This window comes from Streptomyces sp. NPDC086554 (assembly GCF_040686095.1).
In the GTDB taxonomy this organism is placed as follows: Bacteria; Actinomycetota; Actinomycetes; order Streptomycetales; family Streptomycetaceae; genus Streptomyces.
Genome location: NZ_JBFBJK010000004.1, coordinates 16,242 through 35,579, shown reverse-complemented (window position 1 = coordinate 35,579; position 19,338 = coordinate 16,242). Strand labels below are relative to the sequence as shown.

The window sequence follows — 19,338 nt, the reverse complement described above, 5'->3', positions numbered from 1 at the left end:
AGGCCATGAGCGGGGCGGGCACCACCCGCCCCGCAGTCCCTTCAGGGGCTAGAGACCCGCACGCCCCAACCACCCCGCGAGCCGCACCGGATCGGCACCCTGCCCGGTGGCGTTCTCCAGCGCGCTCTGCACGGCGCAGGCCCGCTCCGGGAAGTGCCGCAGCAGCCGCGAAGCGTCCTTGTGGGCCTCCGCACCGGCAAGGGCCCGCCCCAGACCGGCCCAGGCGCCCGGCGGGGCTCCCTTGCCCGTCAGGCGGGCGGCGAAGGCGTCCCGCGCCGCTGCCCGTTCGCCGCGGCACAGGAGTACGTCGGCTTCGTCGGCCCCCTCGACTCCGTACATGTCCCGGTCGGCGCCGCTGAGCCGGTGCCTGGCCAGGACGGCCGCGGTGTCCAGGAAACGGCTCTCCGTGTCCGGTACGAGGACGGGCTCGCCCGCGAGACCCGCCGGAGGCCCCTCGTCCCCGCGCTGCCAGGCAAGTACCGCTTCCTCCACGGCCGATGCGGGCGGCCGCAGATGGTGCGCCCGCCAGCGGGCCCGGTGGTCAGCGGCCACCTCCTGGGCGAGCTCCAATTCGGCGGCGGGCACGCCATCGCCCATCCACTGCGCGCAGCGCTCACCGAGGACTTCCAGCACGCGGCGCCCCAGCGGGGTCAGCCCTTCATGCGGAGCCACGAGGCTTACTGTGGACGTCACTTGGGTGCGCCACAGCGCGAACTCGAAGTGGGCGAGCGGGGCTCGTCCGGCATCGGCGGAGTGCCGATGGGCCCGCCAGAAGCGCGTGACTCCCGCGAAGGCGTAGATCCCCTGCAGCAGTCCGCCCAGCGGGCGCGGATCGTCACGCCATGGAGCGTAGAAGAGCTCCTCGGCCGACTCGGGCCCGTTCAGGTTCAGCGGCCGCAGCCGCATGAGGCCGCCCAGCTTGATGTGCTGGAACTCGTGCACCAGCGTCGCTGCGAGCTGCGCGGCATCGTCCGGAAGTGACGCCATCACGCCCCCGAAGGCGTCCCCGGCGGTCACGCTGTGCGGCCGGAACCTTTCTCTCGCCGGTGTCGGTGTCACCGACTTCAGCCCGACACGCATGGCCTCCGCTGTCTCCGGCTCGTCTTGAAGCAGCACCTCCCAGGCGTCGGCGAGCACGCCCTCCCACGTCCGCGCGTCGGCAGGGGACAGCAGCACAGGGTCGCTGGGGCGGGGAAACGTCCGATAGGGATCCAACTCCTCAAGAGCCACACACTTCTGAGGTCCCGTCACCCCGAGCTCCAGCCGGCGCACTGAGTGCCACCCCGGCCCGCCCCGAGCAGCGCCCGTCGAGACCACCACGGCACCCCCCGGCGCCCCGGAGATCCGCACCTGCCCGTCCCGCACGACGACTTGAGCCGTGCCCCACGGCTCCGCGCCCTCAAGTTCCGCACACCCCAGCGTCGGCAGAAACGCGACGCCACGGCGGACCGGCACGGTGATCGAGAAGTCGAGTCCGGCCCGCGCTCCCGCGGCGGCGGCCAGCGCCGACAGATGCCCCACCACCGCCCACAGCGGCGCGTCCTCGGAGGGCACACCCCTGAGCCTGCGCAACGCCAGGGACAGCCACATCCCCGTATGCGGAGACATCAGGATGTCCTCGAAGACGTCCGGCGCACGCCCCTGCGCACGCTCAAGCAGGGACCATGCCTCGCCGTACGAGATCGCGTCGCCACCCGCGGCGGGCGAAGCGCCGCCCCCGGAAAGACCGTCGTGGAGCGCCCGCAGCAGCAGCATGCGGCGGCTGCGCTCGGCGGCGAGGAGCTCCTCGACCACCGCCTTGCCGCCGCCACCCCGCGCGAGGGCGTGGAACCCGGCGGCCGAAAGCCGGTGGACCGGCAGCCGCGCCGATCCCGCAGGCCTAACCGGCATGAGCCGTCCGCCATGGCACGGCGAAGGGCCCGTCAGTCGAAACGGGAAGGCCCTCCGTACGACATCGTGATGGCCCGTGCCTCATCGATGTGATGCAGCAAGGAGTCGAGCGACTCCGCGATGGCACTGCCGTCCATGGAACGCAGCGCTTCAAGAGAAACCCCCGAGAGATCTACGAGATCGGACTCGACGGCAGGCATCGATTGCTCCACGGCTGCCAAGTCCCCTCCCGCGATTCCGTGCATGCGCTGTCCCTTTCACCCTCATGATGACCCAGCACGGCACGCCGCGAAACCCCGCATCCGAGCCGCCCCCGACATCAAGTCAGCAGTATTGCTCGGCCAGTTGAGCCGCCACACGGTCCATCCGGTCCACTTCCGACGACGGCCCTTCCACCAGACGCACGGCCTCCAGGAGCTGATCGAGCGTGCCCCGGTAACGCAGACAGGTGTGCACGATGCCGTAGATGTCCATTCTGAGCCGCGTGTCACGTGGCCGGTTGGCGGCGATCACCGGGCTGATGCCGGCGAGCACCAGATTCAGACCATTGGTGTCACGCAGTGCCGGAATTTCCACCAACGCGTCGACTAGGCCCATGAGTTCCTGTAGGGGCAGATCGGCGGGAAGCCCGACGAGGCTCATGGGCGCCGGTGGCCCCTGCACCGCGGTGGACCCGGCCGTCTCGCGGAGGGGCAGCCCCGCGTAGCGGTGGAGCTGCGCGAGATCGCCGGACGACAGCATGTCGTACCAACGCTCGACCCGGCTCGCCGCGAGGCGGCCCTGCGCCTCCCGGCGGTGATGGGCGCTGACCACACCGATGATCGCGCCTTCGCACCACACCACCGCGCCGGACATCCCCTCCCAGGGGGAGTGGTCAGGTTCGGGGTCGGTGCCCGGCGCGACGACGGCCAGTTCGAGTGTGCCCTCGCGGCGGTTGGAGAGGACGGAGATGTTCCCCGTGAGGTGGCAGGAGTCGCGGTACTGGCTCGGCGAGCCGTCGTCGAGGAGCCGCATGCTGTCGTTGCGCAACTTGAAGCGGGGGAAGCCGAGCGCGCTGAAGCTCAGCACCACATCGGCCTTGGGAACACCTTCGTATCGCGGGTGTTCGACCGTGGCCCCCTCCGGTGCGCCCATGATCTCGAGGAGCGCGATGTCCACGGCTTCGGCGATGAGCACGACGCGTACGTCGGCGCTCCACTCCCCCGGCAGATCGGCGTCGAAGCGCACCCGCACCGACGTCACGGGACCGGCGACCACATGCGCGGCGGTCAGTACGCATCCGTTCCCCACGCGGTATCCGGACCCGCGCCTTCCGGGCTGCCCGCCCGGCCTGCTCACCAGCACTTCGGCGACGCGCTCCGGTTCCAGACCCTCTGGTGGCGGCATGGCTGCCCGGCTCAGCGCTCGCGCGGGGTCTGGTCACCCGCGACGTACGGCTGTTCTCCCGTGGCGCGGACGCGCGGCCGCAGGGTGAGATGGACCCGGTGGGTATTGCTTGCCGTCTGCTGGCCGGAGGCGCCTGCCTCGACGACCCAGAAGCGGATCCTGCCGTCCGCCGTACCGGTCCGCTGGACGGCGAACTCCGCCTCCAGCTCCACGGCCCCCAGTTCGAAGCGCAGTTCCTCGTGCTCGGCCGCCGCCATGGCCGTGGCGAGTTCCCCACGTAACTGCGCGATCATCTCGGCGAGTTCAATCACGCCGAGCACCTACCCCCGGCGTGTCGCCCCCACACGGAGGCCGGGGCTCACGGCGGCAGGCCGATGCAGGGCCTTCTCCGAGGCGAGGGACAGCAACTCCCAGACTGCTCAACGCGGCGACGAGAAAGCGTTGTTGGCGCTGCACCCGCCCGAAGTCGGCGGCCTTGTCCGGTCCTTGAGTCGCCGCTGCGTGCAGTCGATCTGCCGCCGGGTGAGCGGCGCGCGGCGACGCCGCCCGCGCGGAATTCGCGCTTCTCCCGCCGCGTGATGGCGTCTCGCGGCCGTCCGTCCCCATCAGCAGGATATTCGTACCCCGTCCCTCATTCGGACGATTCCTCATGTCGCCGAAAACATCGACGCGTTGGACAGGGTGCGAAGAACAACTCGTTCGCCCTAAGCACCGCGGTTTCGCCGGTTTCCGAAACTGGAACAGTTGGAACAGATTGCTCGACACACGCCCGTCGATGGCGAGGGGATATGGCTGACTTCACGATGCGATGGAATCGTCAAGGCCTGATTCCAGCGAGCAGGAATTCCCCGGAACGCCGAGTTCCGGAGCCCATCTACACCGCCCTTCAGGACTCCTGGGAGCGGCAGGGCAAGACCGTGCCGGGGCGCCCCGACCAGGAGTGGCTCGCCCTCATGGCGCGCGACCACTGGCCACGGGGCTGACGCGGAAGGAAACCACGGGGCCGACACTGAGGGGCAGATCAGTGGTTGGCCTCGCCGTTCCCGGAGAGGACCGGCGACTTCAACGGCTGACCTGCGGTTTCCCCCCTTGCGGTAATTCGGGTGAATTTTTCGGGCAGAGAAAATCCGACGGTTTCTTTCACACGTTTAACTCGTTTGCAGACTGCCGGTCATGGCGCGGGTCGTAAATGATGTGCCCGCTCGGTTTCGACTGCCATATGGGCATGACCGCGGTGAAGGGAAGATCCGTGAAGCACAAGAAGAGCGCGACGATCATCGCCGGTGCCGTGATGGCGATGGGCATGGCGGCTCCGGCGTTCGCCGACGCCGGCGCCAAGGGCGTCGCCGCCCACTCCCCGGGCGTCCTCTCCGGCAACCTCGTCCAGGTTCCGGCCCATGTCCCGGTCAACGTGTGCGGCAACACCGTCAACGTGATCGGCGTGCTGAACCCGGCGTTCGGCAACACCTGCGTCAACAAGTGATGTAACGCAGCCACCAGGCTGTTCATGGCCGGCCTTGGACCGTCACCTCGACTCCAAGGCTGGCTTTCCACTGCTCAGAGGAAGACAACCAGAGTGCGACAGGCCATTAATAAGGGAATGCTCACGGCCGCGGCCGCGACCAGCATCCTCTCCCTGTCCGGTGCGAACGCGTTCGCCGCGGACGCGGACGGCGCGGCGTCGGATTCGCCCGGAATCTTGTCGGGCAACAGCGTGCAGGCTCCCGTGGAAGTACCGGCGAACGCGTGTGGCAACAGCGTGGACGCGGTCGGTGCCGAAAACCCGGCCACCGACAACTCCTGTGCGAACTACGGGGATTCGACGGCGCCGCGCGAGCGGCCCGACAAGACCGAGCCGACGGCCGATGCCAGGCCCACAGCCGCCCCGGGCGAGGCCAAGAAGTCGCCCGGCGTCCTGGCCGGCAACAGCGTGCAGGACCTCCTGGAGGTTCTGGTCTGCGGCACCACCGGGGACACGGTCGGCGCCCTCACCCCGACCACCGGCGACAGCTGCGCCGACGCGGCGCTCGCGCCCTCTCCGACGGCCATCCCGGAGCAGGAGAAGCGGCACCTGCCTCCGAACGCGCGCGTGCCCGGACAGACGGACGGCCAGGACAGGGCGATGCGGCACACGTCGTCGTCCCCGGCCGTCACGAAACAGGAGACGCCACACCTGCCTCCGAACGCGCGCGTGCCCGGACAGACGGACGGCCAGGACAGGGCGATGCGGCACACGTCGTCGTCCCCGGACGCCCCGGAGCTGTCGCCCGCCAGTGCGCCGGGTCCGCAGGTGCGTGGCGTGCTCGCGGCGACCGGCAGCGACGAGAACCTGCTGGCAGCGGCTGCCGCGGGGAGCGCGGCGCTCCTGATCGGCGGCGGAATCCTGTACCGCCGGGTAGGCGCGGCGTCCCGCCGCTAGTGCGGCCGGGCATGCCGACTGGCAGGGAAGAGACGCCCTGAGTTCTCTTCCCTGCCAGAAGGGGAAAGGGCCCGCCCGGTCAGGGGTGTTGCCCACCCACGGCGGAAACGCCGACGGCTGGCGGAGGACAACCTGGCCCGTCCCATGAAGGCACAGTCCACCACCTGACCACCGCCGCCGAAGAACCGATTCACCCGTTCGCCGACCGCATCACCTGTACGGGTTCTTCCCGTACACGAGGACGACGGGGCCGCTCAGCGACGCCGCCACCTGCAAGACCGCCCCGCAGCCGACGCCGTACGCCCCGGACAAGTCGGTCCGCGGTACACGAGGCGCCGTGCACGAACCTCATGGCAGGGCCGAAACTCGCAGCCGTCACCAGCCCTGCGAGGAAGAGCCCGAGGCGGCCGCTCGTCGCCCTGAATCCGGTGGCGTGGCCATGGACAGGCCGTAGGGCCCCGCCCCGACAACCAACAGGTCATACATCAGCAACTGCTCGCTCTCTCGTCGTCGGTCCGGGCATGGTCGGTCCGGGCGTCCTCGCTCCGGGCCTCCTCGGCGCAGGTGCCTTCCGGCTGCCTGGGCGGGGCCTCGGGGCCTACCGCCCGCCGCAGCCGGCCGAGCACGCGCCGCGTGACATGGCGGCACCACAGCACCCCCATGGCGAACGCGGGCGCCAGGTCGTCGCGGGCGAGCCAGGCAAGCTCGCGGCGGTACGTCGCGGTGGCCGCGGGGCCCGCCCGCAGCAGGGCCCGCAGCGCGGACAGCGGCGCGTAGTTCTCCACCACGAACGAGCGCCCCGGAAGGACGGCGGCGGACGGCAGCGGGCGGTGCGTCATGTCCAGGTGCAGGGCGCGTACGACGTCCAGGTCGGCGCCGTCGGCGAAGAGCCGGAACTGGGCGCCGGGCCGCGGGTTGAAGTCGAGCAGGCAGTGCTCGCCCGTCGCGGCGTCCACCCGGAAGTCGAGGTCGAAGATGCCCCGGTAGCCCAGCGTGCCGATCAGCCGCTCCGTGTCGGCCTTGAGGTCCGGGTCCGGCGTCCACTGCCCCACCGCCGTCAGGCCCGCGCTCCGCGGCCAGGAGCGATGCTTGCGGCCCGAGCCGCCGCCGCGCACGACGCCCGTCCGGTCGACGTATCCGTGTACGAACCAGTCGCGTCCCGGCCCGTTCGGCAGGAAGGCCTGGAGCAGCAGCCGGCTGCCCGCCTCCTCGCTGCGCCGGTACAGCTCCTGCGCCTCCCCCACCGAGCGCACCAGGACGGTGCTGCGCAGCCCCGCCCCGCTGGGGACACGCCACGGTCGGCTCCACTTGGCCACCACGGGGAGACCCAATTGCCGTACGGCGGCGGCCGTTTGTGCGGCGGATTGCGGCAGGAGCGTCACCGGGTGCGGGATGCCGACGGTCTCGCACATCTCGGCCAGCGTCGCCTTGTCGGCGACCCGCTCCGCGAGTCCGCTCGCCTGGTCGGGCAGGAGATAGAAATCGGCGAGTTCCTGCTGCAGATGCCCGATGGCGAGGGCGCCCGCGTCGTCCATCGGAATGAGCACGGCGGGGCGCGCGACGCGACGGGAAACGCGGCGCAATTCCGCGGAGATCTCCCTGAGCGATGCGTCCGGCGGCGGCGCAGGGTGGGTCTGATGCAGATAGCGGGATCTGCTGACGGGGCTCCGCCCGGAATCGGCGGCGGCCACGTGCACCTCCACTCCCGCACGGCCCAGTGACCGAACAGCGCCGAGCGTGCCGTGATGAAAGGGATTCCGGTCGATCCGCAGCAGAACCGCGGGGACCCGGGTGTCGAGAGTCAGCACCGCCAAATCCTCTCAATTCGATCCCCCATGCGGGCGATGGGCACGCCCGGAGGATTAACGGCCCGATTGGCGTAATAGAAATACATATGACTGAGTGTCAGTGGATGGAGGAGCGTCATGAGGAGCCGCCATGAACCCGCAAAGACACCGGCCCAGTAGGAAACGGCCGGTATTCATCGCCACCGGAATCGTCATGTCGGCGGCGCTCGCGATCGGCCCGGGATACGCGTGGGGAGCCGGGCAGGAGCCCGATCCGCCGGTCCTCCGCCCCGTGCTGCCGACGACGATGCCCGCACCGTCCCCGCCCGCACTGCCCGCACCGCCCGCGTCGCCGTCCCCGGCCGTGCTGCCCACCTCGACGCCCGCCGCCCCCACGCCGCCCGTCCCGCCGAGCCCCACCGCACCCGACCCGGCGGAGCGGAGCCCGGCGTTCGGCGCCTATCTCGACTACGGCCCCGAGGGCGTAGAGCGGATCGCGGAGCTCAGCACCTGGCTGGGCGGCGCGGAGTTGCGCGTCGGCCACACCTATCTGCCGGGTGACGTGTGGAGCAATATCGAGGGTGCTCCGAACTTCCTGGAGAACTGGGCGCAGTGGCGCCTGGAGAAGGACGACCGGCTCTTCGTGCTCAATGTCCCCATGCTGGAGCGCAACGAGGAAAATGTCGGTGACTGGGAAGTACGCTCGCAGCTCCGCAAGGGCGCCGCGGGCGATTTCGACGAGCATTTCCGCACCCTGGCCGAACGCCTCGTGAAGCTGAAGGTTCCCGACACGGTCATCGTGCTGGGCTGGGAGATGAACGGCACCACGTACACCCACCGATGCGGTCCCGACCCGGAGTCCTGGAAGCAGTACTGGAAACGCATCATCACCACGATGCGTTCGGTGCCGGGCCAGAAGTTCAAGTTCGACTTCACCCCGAGCCGGGGCCGCGACGCCATTCCGTGGACGCAGTGCTATCCCGGCGACGATGTCGTGGACATCATCGGCATGGACTCCTACGACCAGCCGGCGGGCCAGTCCTTCGCCGAGCAGGTGAGTGAGCCGTACGGGCTGCAGGAGCACGTGGAATTCGCCGCTGCCCGCAACAAGCCGATCTCGTATCCCGAGTGGGGTCTCTTCCGCAACGGCGACAACGAGGAGTACATGCGGAAAATGCTCGTCTGGATGGACAAGCACAAACCGCTCTACAACACCGTCACCGACTACTGCCCGCACGGCGTGTGGCAGTGCGAGGACAACCCCAAGGCGTCCAAGGCCTACCGGTCCCTGCTCTTCGGCCGCAAGGACACCGGGCCGGCCCCGCAGCCGACGCAGCCGGTCGCGCCGACGCATCCGCCCAACTGTTCCCCGCTGGAGCTGGGCGACTGGGTCGAGTACTGGCTCGGCGGCAAGCTGTGCATGCGCCTCGACTGGTGGAGCCGCCGCTGATCGGGCATCGCGCGGTGGCGGCGCGGCTCAGGAACCGCCACCACCGCGCTCCTCCCGCCGGCGCAGGTACTCCTTGCAGCGGCTGCGGGCGGCCGCGTCGCAGGCGGCCGCCCGCAGCACGGGGACGGTGCGGCGGCGGGCCAGCAGGAAACGGTGGTTGGTGACCGTCTCGGGCCGCCAGTGGTGCTTGTACGGCTCGTTGCCGCGCAGCAGGCTGAGCACCCGGGCGCGGTCGCCTTCCGCGTGCTCCGTGCAGGCGTTCAGGAGCATCGTCGCCACGTCGACCTTCCGCTCCCGCAGCTGCGGATGCGCGCCGTAGAGATAGCCGCCGACCAGGCCGGGCGAGAGCAGGGTCAGATCGGCCGCGACCACGGCGTCGTCGAGCCGGAACTCGGTGACGACCGCGTCGCCCGCCCTGACCATGAGGCCCACCGACCTGATCAGGTGCTCGGAGAACCGCGACTGGAGGTGCTCGGACGTCACCTTCCGTCCCTGCCACTGGAGTTGGTGCAGATGAAGGAGCGTCCGCACCGAGGCGTCCACCTCGTCATGGTGTACGATCCGCCACTCGACGCCCAGTGCGTCCATCTTGCGGATCTTGGCGCGCGCCCGCTGGGCCCGTGGGGTGGGCAGCCGGCCGAGCAGTTCATCCATGGAAGCCGCGGGCAGCTCCAGGCAGAGCGAGTCCGTCAGGCGCAGCCGGGGCCCTCGCCACCGTTCGTAGATCCGCTCCACGGCTGCCCCCGACCTGACCTCGCGGAAGTCGATCAGCGCGCCGCGGGCCAGCCTCGACAGACCGCCGGCGAGCGCCTCCGAGGCCTCGTCCACGAACTCGTCGTCGAGGAGCACATCGGTGAAGTCGGAGATGGCACCGCCCAGCGGCACGAGCGCCGGGAGCGGCAGATACGTCCGCATCAGCGGCGCGGCGGCGACGAGCTCGCCGTCCCTGCGCACGAGCACCACCCGCAGCCGTCCGCGCCTGCCGTAGGAGAGCCACCACGAGTGCAGCCACGCATGGCTCTGGAAGGGCGTCGCCGTCCGGCACCGGCGGTGCAGCCGCGCCCAGGCCGCCGCGAGCCCACCGAACTCCTCCTGGTCCGCGCAGACTTCGACGGTCAGGGCGGGGCCGTGCGGGGCCATCACCGCTCCCGGTCGAGATCGCCGGCCTGCGCGGGTCCTGGCACGGGCGCCGCCACCGGGTCCTCGGTGCGCCGGGGCCGTACGAGTAGGGCGAGGCCGCCGAGCAGGCCGCCCGCGCTTGCGCCCACCAGGGCCGTCATGGGCGGTGCCGCCGACGCGGGGGCCGCCGGCTTGATCGCCCGGGAGAGCTGGAGCAGCCGTACCTGCGTGCTGTCCTTGGTGTGGTTGGCGTTGTTGGTCAGGGACCGGGACACCGCGTTGGCGATGTCGCGCGCCTTGCCTGGCTTGGCGGCGGTCGCCGAGATGGAGATCATCGGCGCGTCGGGCGAGGTGGCCGCCTGCACGCTGTCGCGCAGCGTCTGCGGCGAGACCCCCGACTCGACCTGGGCGTCGCCGAGCACCGCGAGCTGGGTGGCGACGCGGCCGTACGCCTGGGCGAAGCCGAGTGCCGCGGTGGGGTCGGACTTCTCCTGCGGCACGGCGATCACGTAACTCGTGGCCGTGTACGTCGGTGTCTTCACCACACCGTACGCGCCACCGGCGATGACGCCGGCCAGCGCGCCCACCGGCAGCAACCACCACGCGGGAAGGCGCTTGACGCGGCCGAGCACCGTGGCGGGCGGTCCTGCCGGGCGGTGCCTTCTCTTGAGGGTTTCGGTCATCGGGAACTCACTCTCGGGGTCGGGCGTCACGGGTCGGGCGTCTCGAGGTCGGGCGTCTCGGGGTCGGGCCAGAGGCAGCTGTCTCGTACACACGCATCAGCTGATCGGCGCTGCGCGTGATGCTGTAGTGGTGCGCGGCGTCCAGCGGCAGCCGCGTCCGCGGCCCCGCGTCCCGGGCCCGCATGAGCGCCCGGGCGAACGTATCCGGGTCCCCCTGGACACGCAGCGCCCCGCAGGACGCGCCCGGCGGCAGGTCCTCGACGGCCGGGCACCTGACGTAGAGCACCGGTAGACCGGCGGCGAGGCCCTCCACCACGGCGAGGCCGAAGGCCTCCTCCGGCGAGGGCGATGCGAGAACGTCCATCGCGGCGAGGAGCGCGGGCAGGTCGGCGCCCTCCACGTCAGCGCCCGTGCCCGTGGCCGTGCCCGTGGCCAGGTGCGGGCGCTCCCCGGCGAACAACACCCTTTCTGCGACGCCCAGTTCATGCGCCGTCGCGCGCAGCCTGGCCTCGTCAGTGCCGCCGCCGACGAGCAGCAGGCGTACGTCACCGGGCAGCGCGGCCAGGGCGTGCAGCAGGACGTCGAAGCGTTTGCCCGCCGCGAGCCGCCCCACCCCGCCGACCACGAACACGTCGTCCGGCAGGCCCAGTTGGCGGCGGACGGCGATCCGGGCCCGCGGGTCGAAGCGGAAGCGCTCGACGTCGATGCCGTTCGGTACGACATGGATGCGCCGCCGGGGCACGCCCCACCGGCTGAGCCGCTCGGCGACGGACGGCGAGACCGCCACGGTGGCCCGCCCGAGGCGCTCACCGGTCAGGTACAGGGCGCGGACACCGGCGGTCAGGGGGCGGCCCTCCATCTGGGAGTTGCCCAGGGAGTGCTCGGTGGCCACGACCGCCCGGGTCCCCGCCAGGCGCGCGGCGATCCGCCCGTACAGACAGGCGCGGTAGAGGTGGGTGTGCACCAGGTCGTAGCCGCCGCCCCGGATCAGCTGCACGAGGCGGGGCAGCGCGCCCACATCACGGTTGCCGGACATGCCCAGGTGGATGACGCGCACTCCGTCGGCCGTCAAGCCGTCGGCGACCGGGCCGGGGTTGGTGAGGGTCACGACGTCACAGGAGGCGGGCAAGTGCCGTAGCAGCAGCCTCAGTTGCTGCTCCGCGCCGCCCACGCCGAGGCCGGTGATGATGTGCAGGGCCTTCACTCGGTCACCGCCGGTTCTCGGACCGCGCGGCGGCGGAACCGGTTGAGGCGCAGCTTCAGGTGCAGCCGCAGCGCGGTGTCCCGCCGGCCGACGTGGACACGCGGCAGGGCGTGGATCCCGGTCAGCGGGCCGGGGGAGATCGCGCACGCGTAGCGGTAGCCCGCCTCGCGCACGGCGTTGACGACCCTCGCGTCGACCGTTCCGTACGGATAGCAGAAGCCCTCCACCTCGCGGCCCACGAGCTCGGCGAGGGCCTCCCGGCTGCCGCTGGTCTCCTGCCGCAGCACCCGGTCGTCGGCCAGCGTGAGGTCGACGTGGGTCAGGCCGTGCGAGGCGACCTCCATCCCCTCGGCGGCCGCGAGCCGGATGCCGTCGGCGTCGAGCAGCGGCTTGCGCGGGCCGAGCGGGTCCCAGGCGTTCTCGCCGGCCAGCCTGCGCGGCAGGACGAAGACGGTGGCGTCGAAGCCGTACCGGTGAAGCAGCGGCAGCGCGTGGTCGACGAAGTCGGTGTACCCGTCGTCGAAGGTGAGGCCGACCAAGCCCCTTCCCTCGCCGCGGGCGCGCGCGTCGAGGAGCCGCGTCATGCTCACGCCGCGCAGGCCCTGCCGCCGCAGCCAGTGCAGTTGGGCCGCCAGGCGCTCGGTGGGGACGGTGATCTCGTAGGGATCGTCCACGCAGTCGTCCACGGAGTGGTACATGGCCACCCACATCGGCGCCTCGGGCAGCAGCCGCACGCGACGCGGGCGGGGTGTCCGGGGCGTCTCACCCAGTGCTGCGTCAGCGGACATGCGAGCGCTTTCGTGTGACGGAACGGACGACGGAACGGATGACGGAACGGATGGAACGGGCGACGGGTTTGAAGGACTTGGCCCGCAGCACCCAGAGCACCAGCGCGAAGACACCTGCGACAGTCAGGCTCCCGGCCGCGACACCGACCGGCGGGGACGCGACGCGCAGCGACACGGCCGCGCCGAATCCGGTGGCGCACGCCATCGCGGCCGCCGGCTTGACCAGTTCGGCGAGGACCCGGCGGACCCGGATCGGCACATTGCTCGGCCCCATCCCGCACAGCAGCACGATCGCCGTGAGGCTGATGCCTGTCGCGTTGGCGAGCGCGATGCCGCGTACGCCCCACAGGTCCACGGCCCGGCTGCCGATGGCGGCCGTCGCGGCGACCCCCACCGCCATCGCGCCCAGCGGGTACCACGTGACCCGATGGCCGGAGAAGTACGAGCGGACCAGCGCCCCCACCAGCGTGTGGCCGATGAGCCCCAGGGCGTACACGCGCATGACGGCCGCCGTGGCCGTGGTGTCGGCCGGGGTGAACGCCCCGCGCTGGAACAGGAGTTGGATGATCTGCGGCGCGCACGCGATCACCACGGCGGTGCCGAGCAGCACGACGCACGAGGCGAGGCCCAGATCGCGTTCGACGCGGGATCTGGCCCGCTTGACGTCGCCCTCGGCCAGGGCCTGCGCGACGACCGGGAGCGTGACCGTGCACAGCATCAGGGAGAGGATCATCGGCACCTGGGCGACTTTTTGCGCGTAGTTGAGGTGCGAGATGGCCCCGGCGGGCAGGGACGACGCGAGGAAGCGCTCGATGAGGACCTGCGACTGCCGGCACAGCGCGAACAGCAGCACGGTGGCGATGAGCGCGCCGCTCATCAGCCGCGCGGCCGCCGCGTCGCCCGTCGCCGTACCGCTCGCCGTACCGCCCGGCGTGAGCGCCGGACGCCGCCGCAGCTGCCACCAGAGCGAGGGCGCCTGCACGGCGACCATCAGTACGCCGCCGACCGCGACACCAAGGGCGGCGGACCGGACGCCGCCGCGCCCGTCGAGGACGAGCACGGTGCCGATGATGCCCACGTTGTAGGCGACGTAGATGGCGGCGGGCGCCACGAACCTGCGGTGCGCCCGCAGCACCGCGCTGCAGTAGCCGGCGAGGCCGAAGCTAAGGGCGCAGGTGGCGGTGAGGCGGGTGCAGTCCACGGCGAGCCGCGGGTCGGGCAGGCCCGGTGCGAGCAGCGCCACCAGGTGCGGCGCCTTCGCCATCAGGACGAGACCGACGCCCGCGAACGCCAGCGAGAGACGGGGCAGCGTGGCGGCCACGAGCGCCCGCACCGGGTCCTCCCGCACGCTGCGGCGGCGGGCCAGGGCCATGCTGAAGGCCGGTACGAGGGCGAACGCGAGGCCGTCCTCGATGAGCAGCGTGGTGGCCACCTCGGGCACGGTCCACGCGACCAGGAAGGCGTCGGTCTCGGAGCCCGCGCCGAAGAAGTGCGCAAGCGCCTGGTCGCGCCCGAGCCCGAGCACCGCCCCGGCCACGGTGAGCACGGCGGTGACAAGGGCCGCCTTGGCGAGAAAGCCGTTGGAGGGGTCGGAGCCCTTGGGAGGCGCCGCCTCGGCGGCAGGGGCGGGCAGCTTGCCCGCCGGGGCGGCATCCACGGAGCGGGCGGTCGACGTCATCGCGGGACCTCACCGGCCAACGCCCGCCGGGACAGCGCCCACCAGACGACGAGCCCGAGGACGACCGCCATCAGGACCGTCGACGGGCCGCCGATGTCGGCGTACGCGAAGTCCACCAGCTGCCACACGAGCAGCCCGCACGCGACCAGGGCGCAGTCCAGGCCGCCGCCAGGGCCGCCGCGCACCTGCGCCAGGCGTCGCAGCCCGAGCACGAGACAGGCGAGCCAGCTGCCGGCAAGGGCGCACAGGCCGAGCAGCCCCTGCTCGCTGAGGACGAGGAGATACATGTTGTGCGGGGAGAGCAGCGGCTGGCGGCGGAACTCCCCGCCCGCGCCGCCGGTGTCGCTGCCCGAGGAGAGGGCCAGAGACGCGTGGCTGTCGCGGTGGTCGGGGAACGCCTTGAGCCCGACGCCGGTCAGCGGCTTGTCGCGCCACATGTCCACGGCCGCCGCCCACATCGTGTACCGGTCGGTGACCGACTGGTCGGGGGCGTCGGTCACCTGCGTGATGCTGGTGATCCGCTCCTGCAGCATCGCGGTGCCGATCCCGAACCCGCCGACGAGTACGACCGCTGCGGCAGTGACGGCGGTGAGCACCCGCAGTGCCCGCCGCACTCCCGCGAACGCCAGCTGCGCGCCGCACGCCACGGCCGTGGCGATCCACGCGCCGCGGCTGAAGGACAGCGCGAGGGGGACGATCAGGAGCAGCGCGCAGATCGCCGCCGCCCGCCGCTGCTTCAAGGGCGCCGGGCCGAGCGCCAGGGCGAGGGCGCACACCACTCCGTACGACACGACGGTCGCCATCCCCATGACGTCGGAAGAGCCGAAGGTGCCCACGGCCCGGATGTCCGAGCCCATGTAGGTGGCGCCCGTGCCCGTGACGTACTGGTACACGCCCAGCGCGCCCTGCCACAGGGCAAGGCCGATGAGGGACCAGGCCACCAGGCGGAAGTCGCGGCGGTCCCTGACGAGTACGAGGACGGCAGCGGGCACCAGGACGAAGATCTGGAGGTAGCGCACCAGGCCGGTCGTCCCGGCGGACACGGTGCCCGCGCCGACTGCGGCGGCCGCGATGCCGAGCACGGGAAGGCCGAGCACGACGGCGGCGGTCCGGGTCAGCGGCCGCCGCGCCGTGCGCACGGCGTGGGCCACGCACCAGAGCACCACGAGACCGGACGCGGCGTCGGCGATCGCGCCGCCCCCGGATTCGGCGCCGCTCGACGGCACGGGCAGCGCGAGCAGCATGACCGGCAGCACGACCGGCAGCACGGGCGCCGCCCAGCGCAGTGCCGCCGAGATCGCGGCGGCCGGTGAGCCGGGCGGGAAGATGCTGATCGACGCGCTGTTCACCGGGTCAACTCCCTGACGGGCGTACGAGGGAGGCCGCGGTCCGGAGCAGGATGCACAGGTCCTGCCAGAACGACCAGCTGTCGATGTAGGCGTTGTCGAAGCGGCACCGGTCCTCGATCGAGGTGTCGCCCCGAAGACCCTGGATCTGCGCGAGGCCCGTGATGCCGGTCGGCATGCGGTGGCGTTCCGCGTAGCCGGGATACATCTGGCTGAACTTGGCCACAAAATAGGGGCGTTCGGGGCGCGGACCGACCAGGCTCATGTCGCCCCGCAGGACGTTCCACAGCTGCGGCAGCTCGTCGAGCGAGGTACGGCGCAGGAACTGGCAGAACCCGCTCATGTGCTGCTCGCCCGCGACGGTCCACCGGGTGGCCGCCTCGTGCGGATCGGCGGGACGGTGGGTGCGGAACTTCAGCAGGGTGAAGGGCCGCCCGTCCCTGCCGATGCGCTCCTGACGGAAGATCACTCCGGGTCCTTCGCTGGACCGCAGGACGGCGGCGCAGGTCAGCAGGACGGGGCTGAGCAGGAACAGCAGGATCCCGGACGTCACCAGGTCGAGGCCGCGTTTGCTGACGCTGTGGTGCCGCTGCCCGGCCGGTGCGAGCGGGCGGCAGGGGAACCCGGCGATGCGCCCCGAGCGGTACCGGCGGCCCGGCGCGTCGTACCCCGGCGGCTGTGTCGCGTCGACCGCCCAGACATCACAGCCCGACGCGCTCAGCGACCGCAGCCAGCCGATCTGCTCCGGGCCTGGGTCGGGCCCGACGACCAGCACGGTCCGCACGCTGTTCTGGATGACCGCGCGGCGCAGCTCCTCCAGCGTGCGCAGCACCGGCAGTTCGGCACCCTCCGCCGCTTCAGGACGCTCGCACTGCGCATCCCCCACGATGCCCACGGGCCGCACCCCGGCCTGCGGATGGCGAAGCACCGCGTCGGCCACCCGGCGCGCGACGGCACCGGGGCCGACGACGAGCGCCGGTCGCGGCTGCCGGAGCACCGCACGGCGCGCCCGCAGGTATACGGCGCCGCGCCCGGCACAGCTGAGCACGCACTGCAGGGCGGCCGCCGACGCCAGGGTGGCGAGGGAGACCGGTTCGAACGCGGAGAAGTTCGCCGCGAGAAGCCCGGCCGCGCCCCACGTCACCGCGATCTGCCAGGCCAGCGCGGGCAGTTCGTCGAGGGCGGAGGGCACGGCCACCCTGCGGTACAGCGCGGCGCGGGTGTTCAGGCTGGTCACGCCGACGACCAGCACGGCCACCAGCAGGGGGTGGCGCTGCGGAGCGGCGAGGAGCAGGGCGCCGAGCAGGGCCGCGGCGCAGTCGGCGGCCAGCAGCGGGAAGGCCACGGGGCGACGCGCGGATGAGCCGGGGCCGATGGTCGTCCGCAGGCTTCGCCCGGCCGCGCGGGGATGGACGATCGATGCGGCGGCGCCCGCTCGGTCCGCGGCCCGTGGCTGCGCGGCAGGGGTGGCGACGCTTCGTTCCGCACTCACGGCTTGATGGACTCCCTGCACTCGGTGGGACCCACGCCCAGCAGCTCCCGGTACACGGCCGCGACAGCGTCCGCGGTGTGCCGCACGTCGTGGGTGTTCCGTACGTGGCAGTGCGCCTGGCGGCCGAGCGCCGCGCACAGCTGCCGGTCGCCGAGCAGACCGGTGAGGGCCCGCGCGAGGGCCCCGGGGTCCTCCGCGGGGACCAGGCCGTGCGGCACGAGTCCGGGCGGCAGGCTCTCGCTCGCGCCGTCCACATCGGTGACCACGACCGGGCGCGCGCAGGCCATGGCCTCAAGCGGTACGAGCGCCATGCCCTCCCACCGGGACGGCAGGACGACGAGGTCGGCGGCCCGGTACCAGGGCGCGGCGTCCTCGATGTCCCCGGCGAACAGCACGGACGGGGGCGCCTGGCGGCGCAGCGCGGGTCCATCGGGCCCGTCCCCCACCAGCACGAGCCGGGCGTGCGGCAACCGCCGAGCGACCGCCGCCCAGGCCCGCAGCAGTACGTCCTGTCCCTTCTGCCGGCAGAGCCGCCCCACGCACACCAGCAGGGGCGCCCCGGGCGCGATGACCTCGTCGAGCCCGAGCACGGCCCGGCTCGCATCGGCGTCGCCGGGCCCGAAGCGCTCGACGTCCACCCCGTTGGGGACGACCGACCAGCGGGCGGCGATCCCGGAACGCTGCCCGGTACGCCGCTCCGCCTCGCTGACACAGACCACGTGCGAGGCCCACCGCGCCCCGAACCGCTCCCATTTCAGGGCGAGTTGGGCGGTGACACCGCCGACCGCCTCGAAGGACCACGCGTGCGGCTGGAACACCGTGGGAAGCCGGCCGCGGACGGCGATGCGTGCCGCGAGCCCCGCCTTGGCGCTGTGCGCGTGCACCACGTCCGGGCAGAGCTCGTCGACGATACGGGCGATGCGGCGCACCTCGTCAGGGAGCCACGGCCCCGGCGAGCGCGTCGCCTCCCAGCGGTGGATGCCGCAGCCGAGGCCCCGCACGGCCCTCGCGAGGCGGCCGCCGTCCGGGCAGGCCACGTCGACCCGCATCCCCGCGGACAGCTGGGACCCCACCAGGTCGGTGACCACCCGGGCCACTCCGCCGTCGACGGGCTGTGTGACGTGAAGGACCCGCGGCCAGAGGGGAGTTGATGACTGTTGCATGCACGGCGCCTTGCTCAGGGGGAAGGAGGTGCGCTACCGCTTCGCGTCGACATCGGGGTTCGCCGCGTTGGAAACATCGCCACGTTGACCCGCGCCACCGTGTAGAGACCCGCGCCGATCGCCCTGACACACCTCGCCGCTGCTGGAGTTGGAAGGGGCGCACAGCATCACACGGCGCAGAAGCGGGCCCAGGGAATTACGCATGACCGGCGTTGCCCTTTCGGGAAAGGTTCCGAACCAGGAGGGAGAATTGAAATGCGAAGGCCACACTAGCCTCGTAAACTTCCCGCACTCGTTCTGCCAAATGGCTTCAGGAGGAGAGCAACACTAGCCGCTTTCTGAATTTATCCAGGAAGGCTGACAAGCGTGTCGGATTCGTGAGGCACCGCGCGTCCACGGCCCGCCGGGAACACCGGCCGGAGGCCGCCGCGTTAACCCCGCGGCCGCAGATCACCCTTTGGGTCCACAACCCCGGCGAGCGACGCCCGTTGATCCATGGGCCGGGCACCCGCCCTGCCGATGCATCAACTGACCAAGGAGCAACTCTCCATGTCGCTTACCGCGAAGGCTTTCGCCCTCACCTCCGTTGCCGCTGCCGCCCTGGCCGGCAGCGCCGGCATCGCTGCCGCCGACGCCGGCGCCCAGGGGTTCGCCGCCCACTCCCCCGGCGTCGCCTCGGGCAACGCCGTCCAGGTTCCGGTTCACGTTCCGGTCAACGTCTGTGGCAACACCGTCAACGTCATCGGCGTGGCGAACCCGGCCTTCGGCAACACCTGCATCAACCGCTGACACCTCGGCAGCTGACGCCTCAGCAGCCGACTCTCCGCGACGGCCGTCCTCCCCTGGGAGGGCGGCCGTCGTGCGTTCCGCTTCGCCCCGCGTGGACCCGCACGGCCCGCATGCCCCAAATGGCAGTCGCTCGGTTGCGGTCGG

The 19,338-nt window shown here is 71.9% G+C and carries 18 protein-coding genes and 1 pseudogene; 5 read left to right on the top strand and 14 right to left on the bottom strand.

Annotation, left to right across the window (positions count from 1 at the left end; translation table 11 throughout):
• Positions 1–48: 48 nt before the first annotated feature.
• From AB0O76_RS07405 to AB0O76_RS07390, 4 genes are all read right to left on the bottom strand, one after another.
• Complete coding sequence (locus AB0O76_RS07405; RefSeq protein WP_365486423.1) at positions 49–1,890, bottom strand: HEXXH motif domain-containing protein; 1,842 nt, start codon at positions 1,888–1,890, stop codon at positions 49–51.
• Positions 1,891–1,922: 32 nt separating this feature from the next.
• Positions 1,923–2,090, bottom strand: coding sequence for a hypothetical protein (locus AB0O76_RS07400; protein ID WP_266870481.1), 168 nt, complete (start codon positions 2,088–2,090; stop codon positions 1,923–1,925).
• A 124-nt stretch (positions 2,091–2,214) separates the two neighbouring features.
• On the bottom strand, positions 2,215–3,276 hold the full coding sequence (locus AB0O76_RS07395; RefSeq protein ID WP_365486421.1) for a trypsin-like peptidase domain-containing protein: 1,062 nt from the start codon (positions 3,274–3,276) through the stop codon (positions 2,215–2,217).
• Between the two features lie 11 nt (positions 3,277–3,287).
• Positions 3,288–3,587, bottom strand: a complete 300-nt coding sequence (locus tag AB0O76_RS07390; RefSeq protein ID WP_365486419.1) for a trypco2 family protein — start codon at positions 3,585–3,587, stop codon at positions 3,288–3,290.
• A gap of 477 nt (positions 3,588–4,064) precedes the next feature.
• Between AB0O76_RS07390 and AB0O76_RS07385 the strand changes: the two genes are divergently transcribed.
• The 3 genes from AB0O76_RS07385 to AB0O76_RS07375 all read left to right on the top strand — a co-directional run bounded on the left by AB0O76_RS07385 (position 4,065) and on the right by AB0O76_RS07375 (position 5,695).
• Complete coding sequence (locus AB0O76_RS07385; RefSeq protein ID WP_365486417.1) at positions 4,065–4,259, top strand: hypothetical protein; 195 nt, start codon at positions 4,065–4,067, stop codon at positions 4,257–4,259.
• A 242-nt stretch (positions 4,260–4,501) separates the two neighbouring features.
• Entirely contained in the window at positions 4,502–4,759 is a 258-nt protein-coding gene (locus tag AB0O76_RS07380) for a chaplin (RefSeq protein WP_365486415.1), read from the top strand.
• Between the two features lie 117 nt (positions 4,760–4,876).
• The gene (locus tag AB0O76_RS07375) at positions 4,877–5,695 is read left to right on the top strand and encodes a chaplin family protein (protein ID WP_365486413.1); all 819 of its coding nucleotides are present in this window, start codon (positions 4,877–4,879) and stop codon (positions 5,693–5,695) included.
• Positions 5,696–5,885: 190 nt separating this feature from the next.
• Here the strand turns inward: AB0O76_RS07375 and AB0O76_RS07370 are convergent.
• Positions 5,886–6,095: pseudogene (locus AB0O76_RS07370) on the bottom strand (dimethylaniline monooxygenase); the annotation flags it as partial.
• Between the two features lie 85 nt (positions 6,096–6,180).
• The gene (locus AB0O76_RS07365; protein ID WP_365486411.1) at positions 6,181–7,503 is read right to left on the bottom strand and encodes an ATP-grasp domain-containing protein; all 1,323 of its coding nucleotides are present in this window, start codon (positions 7,501–7,503) and stop codon (positions 6,181–6,183) included.
• A gap of 130 nt (positions 7,504–7,633) precedes the next feature.
• Between AB0O76_RS07365 and AB0O76_RS07360 the strand changes: the two genes are divergently transcribed.
• The gene (locus tag AB0O76_RS07360) at positions 7,634–8,932 is read left to right on the top strand and encodes a glycosyl hydrolase (protein ID WP_365486409.1); all 1,299 of its coding nucleotides are present in this window, start codon (positions 7,634–7,636) and stop codon (positions 8,930–8,932) included.
• A 27-nt stretch (positions 8,933–8,959) separates the two neighbouring features.
• On the opposite strand, the gene AB0O76_RS07355 is transcribed toward AB0O76_RS07360, so the two are convergent.
• The 8 genes from AB0O76_RS07355 to AB0O76_RS07320 all read right to left on the bottom strand — a co-directional run bounded on the left by AB0O76_RS07355 (position 8,960) and on the right by AB0O76_RS07320 (position 18,405).
• Complete coding sequence (locus tag AB0O76_RS07355; protein ID WP_365486407.1) at positions 8,960–10,072, bottom strand: GNAT family N-acetyltransferase; 1,113 nt, start codon at positions 10,070–10,072, stop codon at positions 8,960–8,962.
• A complete protein-coding gene (locus AB0O76_RS07350) occupies positions 10,072–10,734 on the bottom strand; it encodes a lipopolysaccharide biosynthesis protein (RefSeq protein WP_365486405.1) in 663 nt (220 codons plus the stop codon). The genes AB0O76_RS07355 and AB0O76_RS07350 overlap by 1 nt, the downstream gene beginning before the upstream one ends.
• Before the next feature lie 7 nt (positions 10,735–10,741).
• Positions 10,742–11,938: a glycosyltransferase gene (locus AB0O76_RS07345; protein ID WP_365486403.1), complete on the bottom strand. Its 1,197-nt coding sequence runs from the start codon at positions 11,936–11,938 to the stop codon at positions 10,742–10,744.
• Positions 11,935–12,648, bottom strand: a complete 714-nt coding sequence (locus AB0O76_RS07340) for a polysaccharide deacetylase family protein (RefSeq protein WP_365487075.1) — start codon at positions 12,646–12,648, stop codon at positions 11,935–11,937. The genes AB0O76_RS07345 and AB0O76_RS07340 overlap by 4 nt, the downstream gene beginning before the upstream one ends.
• A 67-nt stretch (positions 12,649–12,715) precedes the next feature.
• Positions 12,716–14,404 carry a lipid II flippase MurJ gene (locus tag AB0O76_RS07335; protein ID WP_365486401.1) on the bottom strand — a complete coding sequence of 563 codons (1,689 nt, stop codon included), beginning with the start codon at positions 14,402–14,404 and terminating at the stop codon, positions 12,716–12,718.
• A complete protein-coding gene (locus AB0O76_RS07330) occupies positions 14,401–15,732 on the bottom strand; it encodes an O-antigen ligase family protein (protein ID WP_365487073.1) in 1,332 nt (443 codons plus the stop codon). Before AB0O76_RS07330 ends, AB0O76_RS07335 begins: the two co-directional genes overlap by 4 nt.
• Before the next feature lie 25 nt (positions 15,733–15,757).
• Positions 15,758–17,242: a sugar transferase gene (locus AB0O76_RS07325; protein ID WP_365486399.1), complete on the bottom strand. Its 1,485-nt coding sequence runs from the start codon at positions 17,240–17,242 to the stop codon at positions 15,758–15,760.
• Positions 17,239–18,405, bottom strand: coding sequence for a glycosyltransferase (locus AB0O76_RS07320; RefSeq protein ID WP_365486397.1), 1,167 nt, complete (start codon positions 18,403–18,405; stop codon positions 17,239–17,241). Before AB0O76_RS07320 ends, AB0O76_RS07325 begins: the two co-directional genes overlap by 4 nt.
• 549 nt (positions 18,406–18,954) lie before the next feature.
• Here AB0O76_RS07320 and AB0O76_RS07315 point away from each other — a divergent pair.
• Entirely contained in the window at positions 18,955–19,194 is a 240-nt protein-coding gene (locus AB0O76_RS07315) for a chaplin (RefSeq protein WP_365486395.1), read from the top strand.
• Positions 19,195–19,338: the final 144 nt, after the last annotated feature.

Coding starts and splice junctions, on each gene's coding strand:
- AB0O76_RS07405 (WP_365486423.1), bottom strand. CDS start 1,890: ATGCCGGTTAGGCCTGCGGGATCGGCGCGGCTGCCGGTCCACCGGCTT.
- AB0O76_RS07400 (WP_266870481.1), bottom strand. CDS start 2,090: ATGCCTGCCGTCGAGTCCGATCTCGTAGATCTCTCGGGGGTTTCTCTT.
- AB0O76_RS07395 (WP_365486421.1), bottom strand. CDS start 3,276: ATGCCGCCACCAGAGGGTCTGGAACCGGAGCGCGTCGCCGAAGTGCTG.
- AB0O76_RS07385 (WP_365486417.1), top strand. CDS start 4,065: ATGGCTGACTTCACGATGCGATGGAATCGTCAAGGCCTGATTCCAGCG.
- AB0O76_RS07380 (WP_365486415.1), top strand. CDS start 4,502: ATGACCGCGGTGAAGGGAAGATCCGTGAAGCACAAGAAGAGCGCGACG.
- AB0O76_RS07375 (WP_365486413.1), top strand. CDS start 4,877: ATGCTCACGGCCGCGGCCGCGACCAGCATCCTCTCCCTGTCCGGTGCG.
- AB0O76_RS07360 (WP_365486409.1), top strand. CDS start 7,634: ATGAACCCGCAAAGACACCGGCCCAGTAGGAAACGGCCGGTATTCATC.
- AB0O76_RS07355 (WP_365486407.1), bottom strand. CDS start 10,072: ATGGCCCCGCACGGCCCCGCCCTGACCGTCGAAGTCTGCGCGGACCAG.
- AB0O76_RS07350 (WP_365486405.1), bottom strand. CDS start 10,734: ATGACCGAAACCCTCAAGAGAAGGCACCGCCCGGCAGGACCGCCCGCC.
- AB0O76_RS07340 (WP_365487075.1), bottom strand. CDS start 12,648: ATGTGGGTGGCCATGTACCACTCCGTGGACGACTGCGTGGACGATCCC.
- AB0O76_RS07335 (WP_365486401.1), bottom strand. CDS start 14,404: ATGACGTCGACCGCCCGCTCCGTGGATGCCGCCCCGGCGGGCAAGCTG.
- AB0O76_RS07320 (WP_365486397.1), bottom strand. CDS start 18,405: ATGCAACAGTCATCAACTCCCCTCTGGCCGCGGGTCCTTCACGTCACA.
- AB0O76_RS07315 (WP_365486395.1), top strand. CDS start 18,955: ATGTCGCTTACCGCGAAGGCTTTCGCCCTCACCTCCGTTGCCGCTGCC.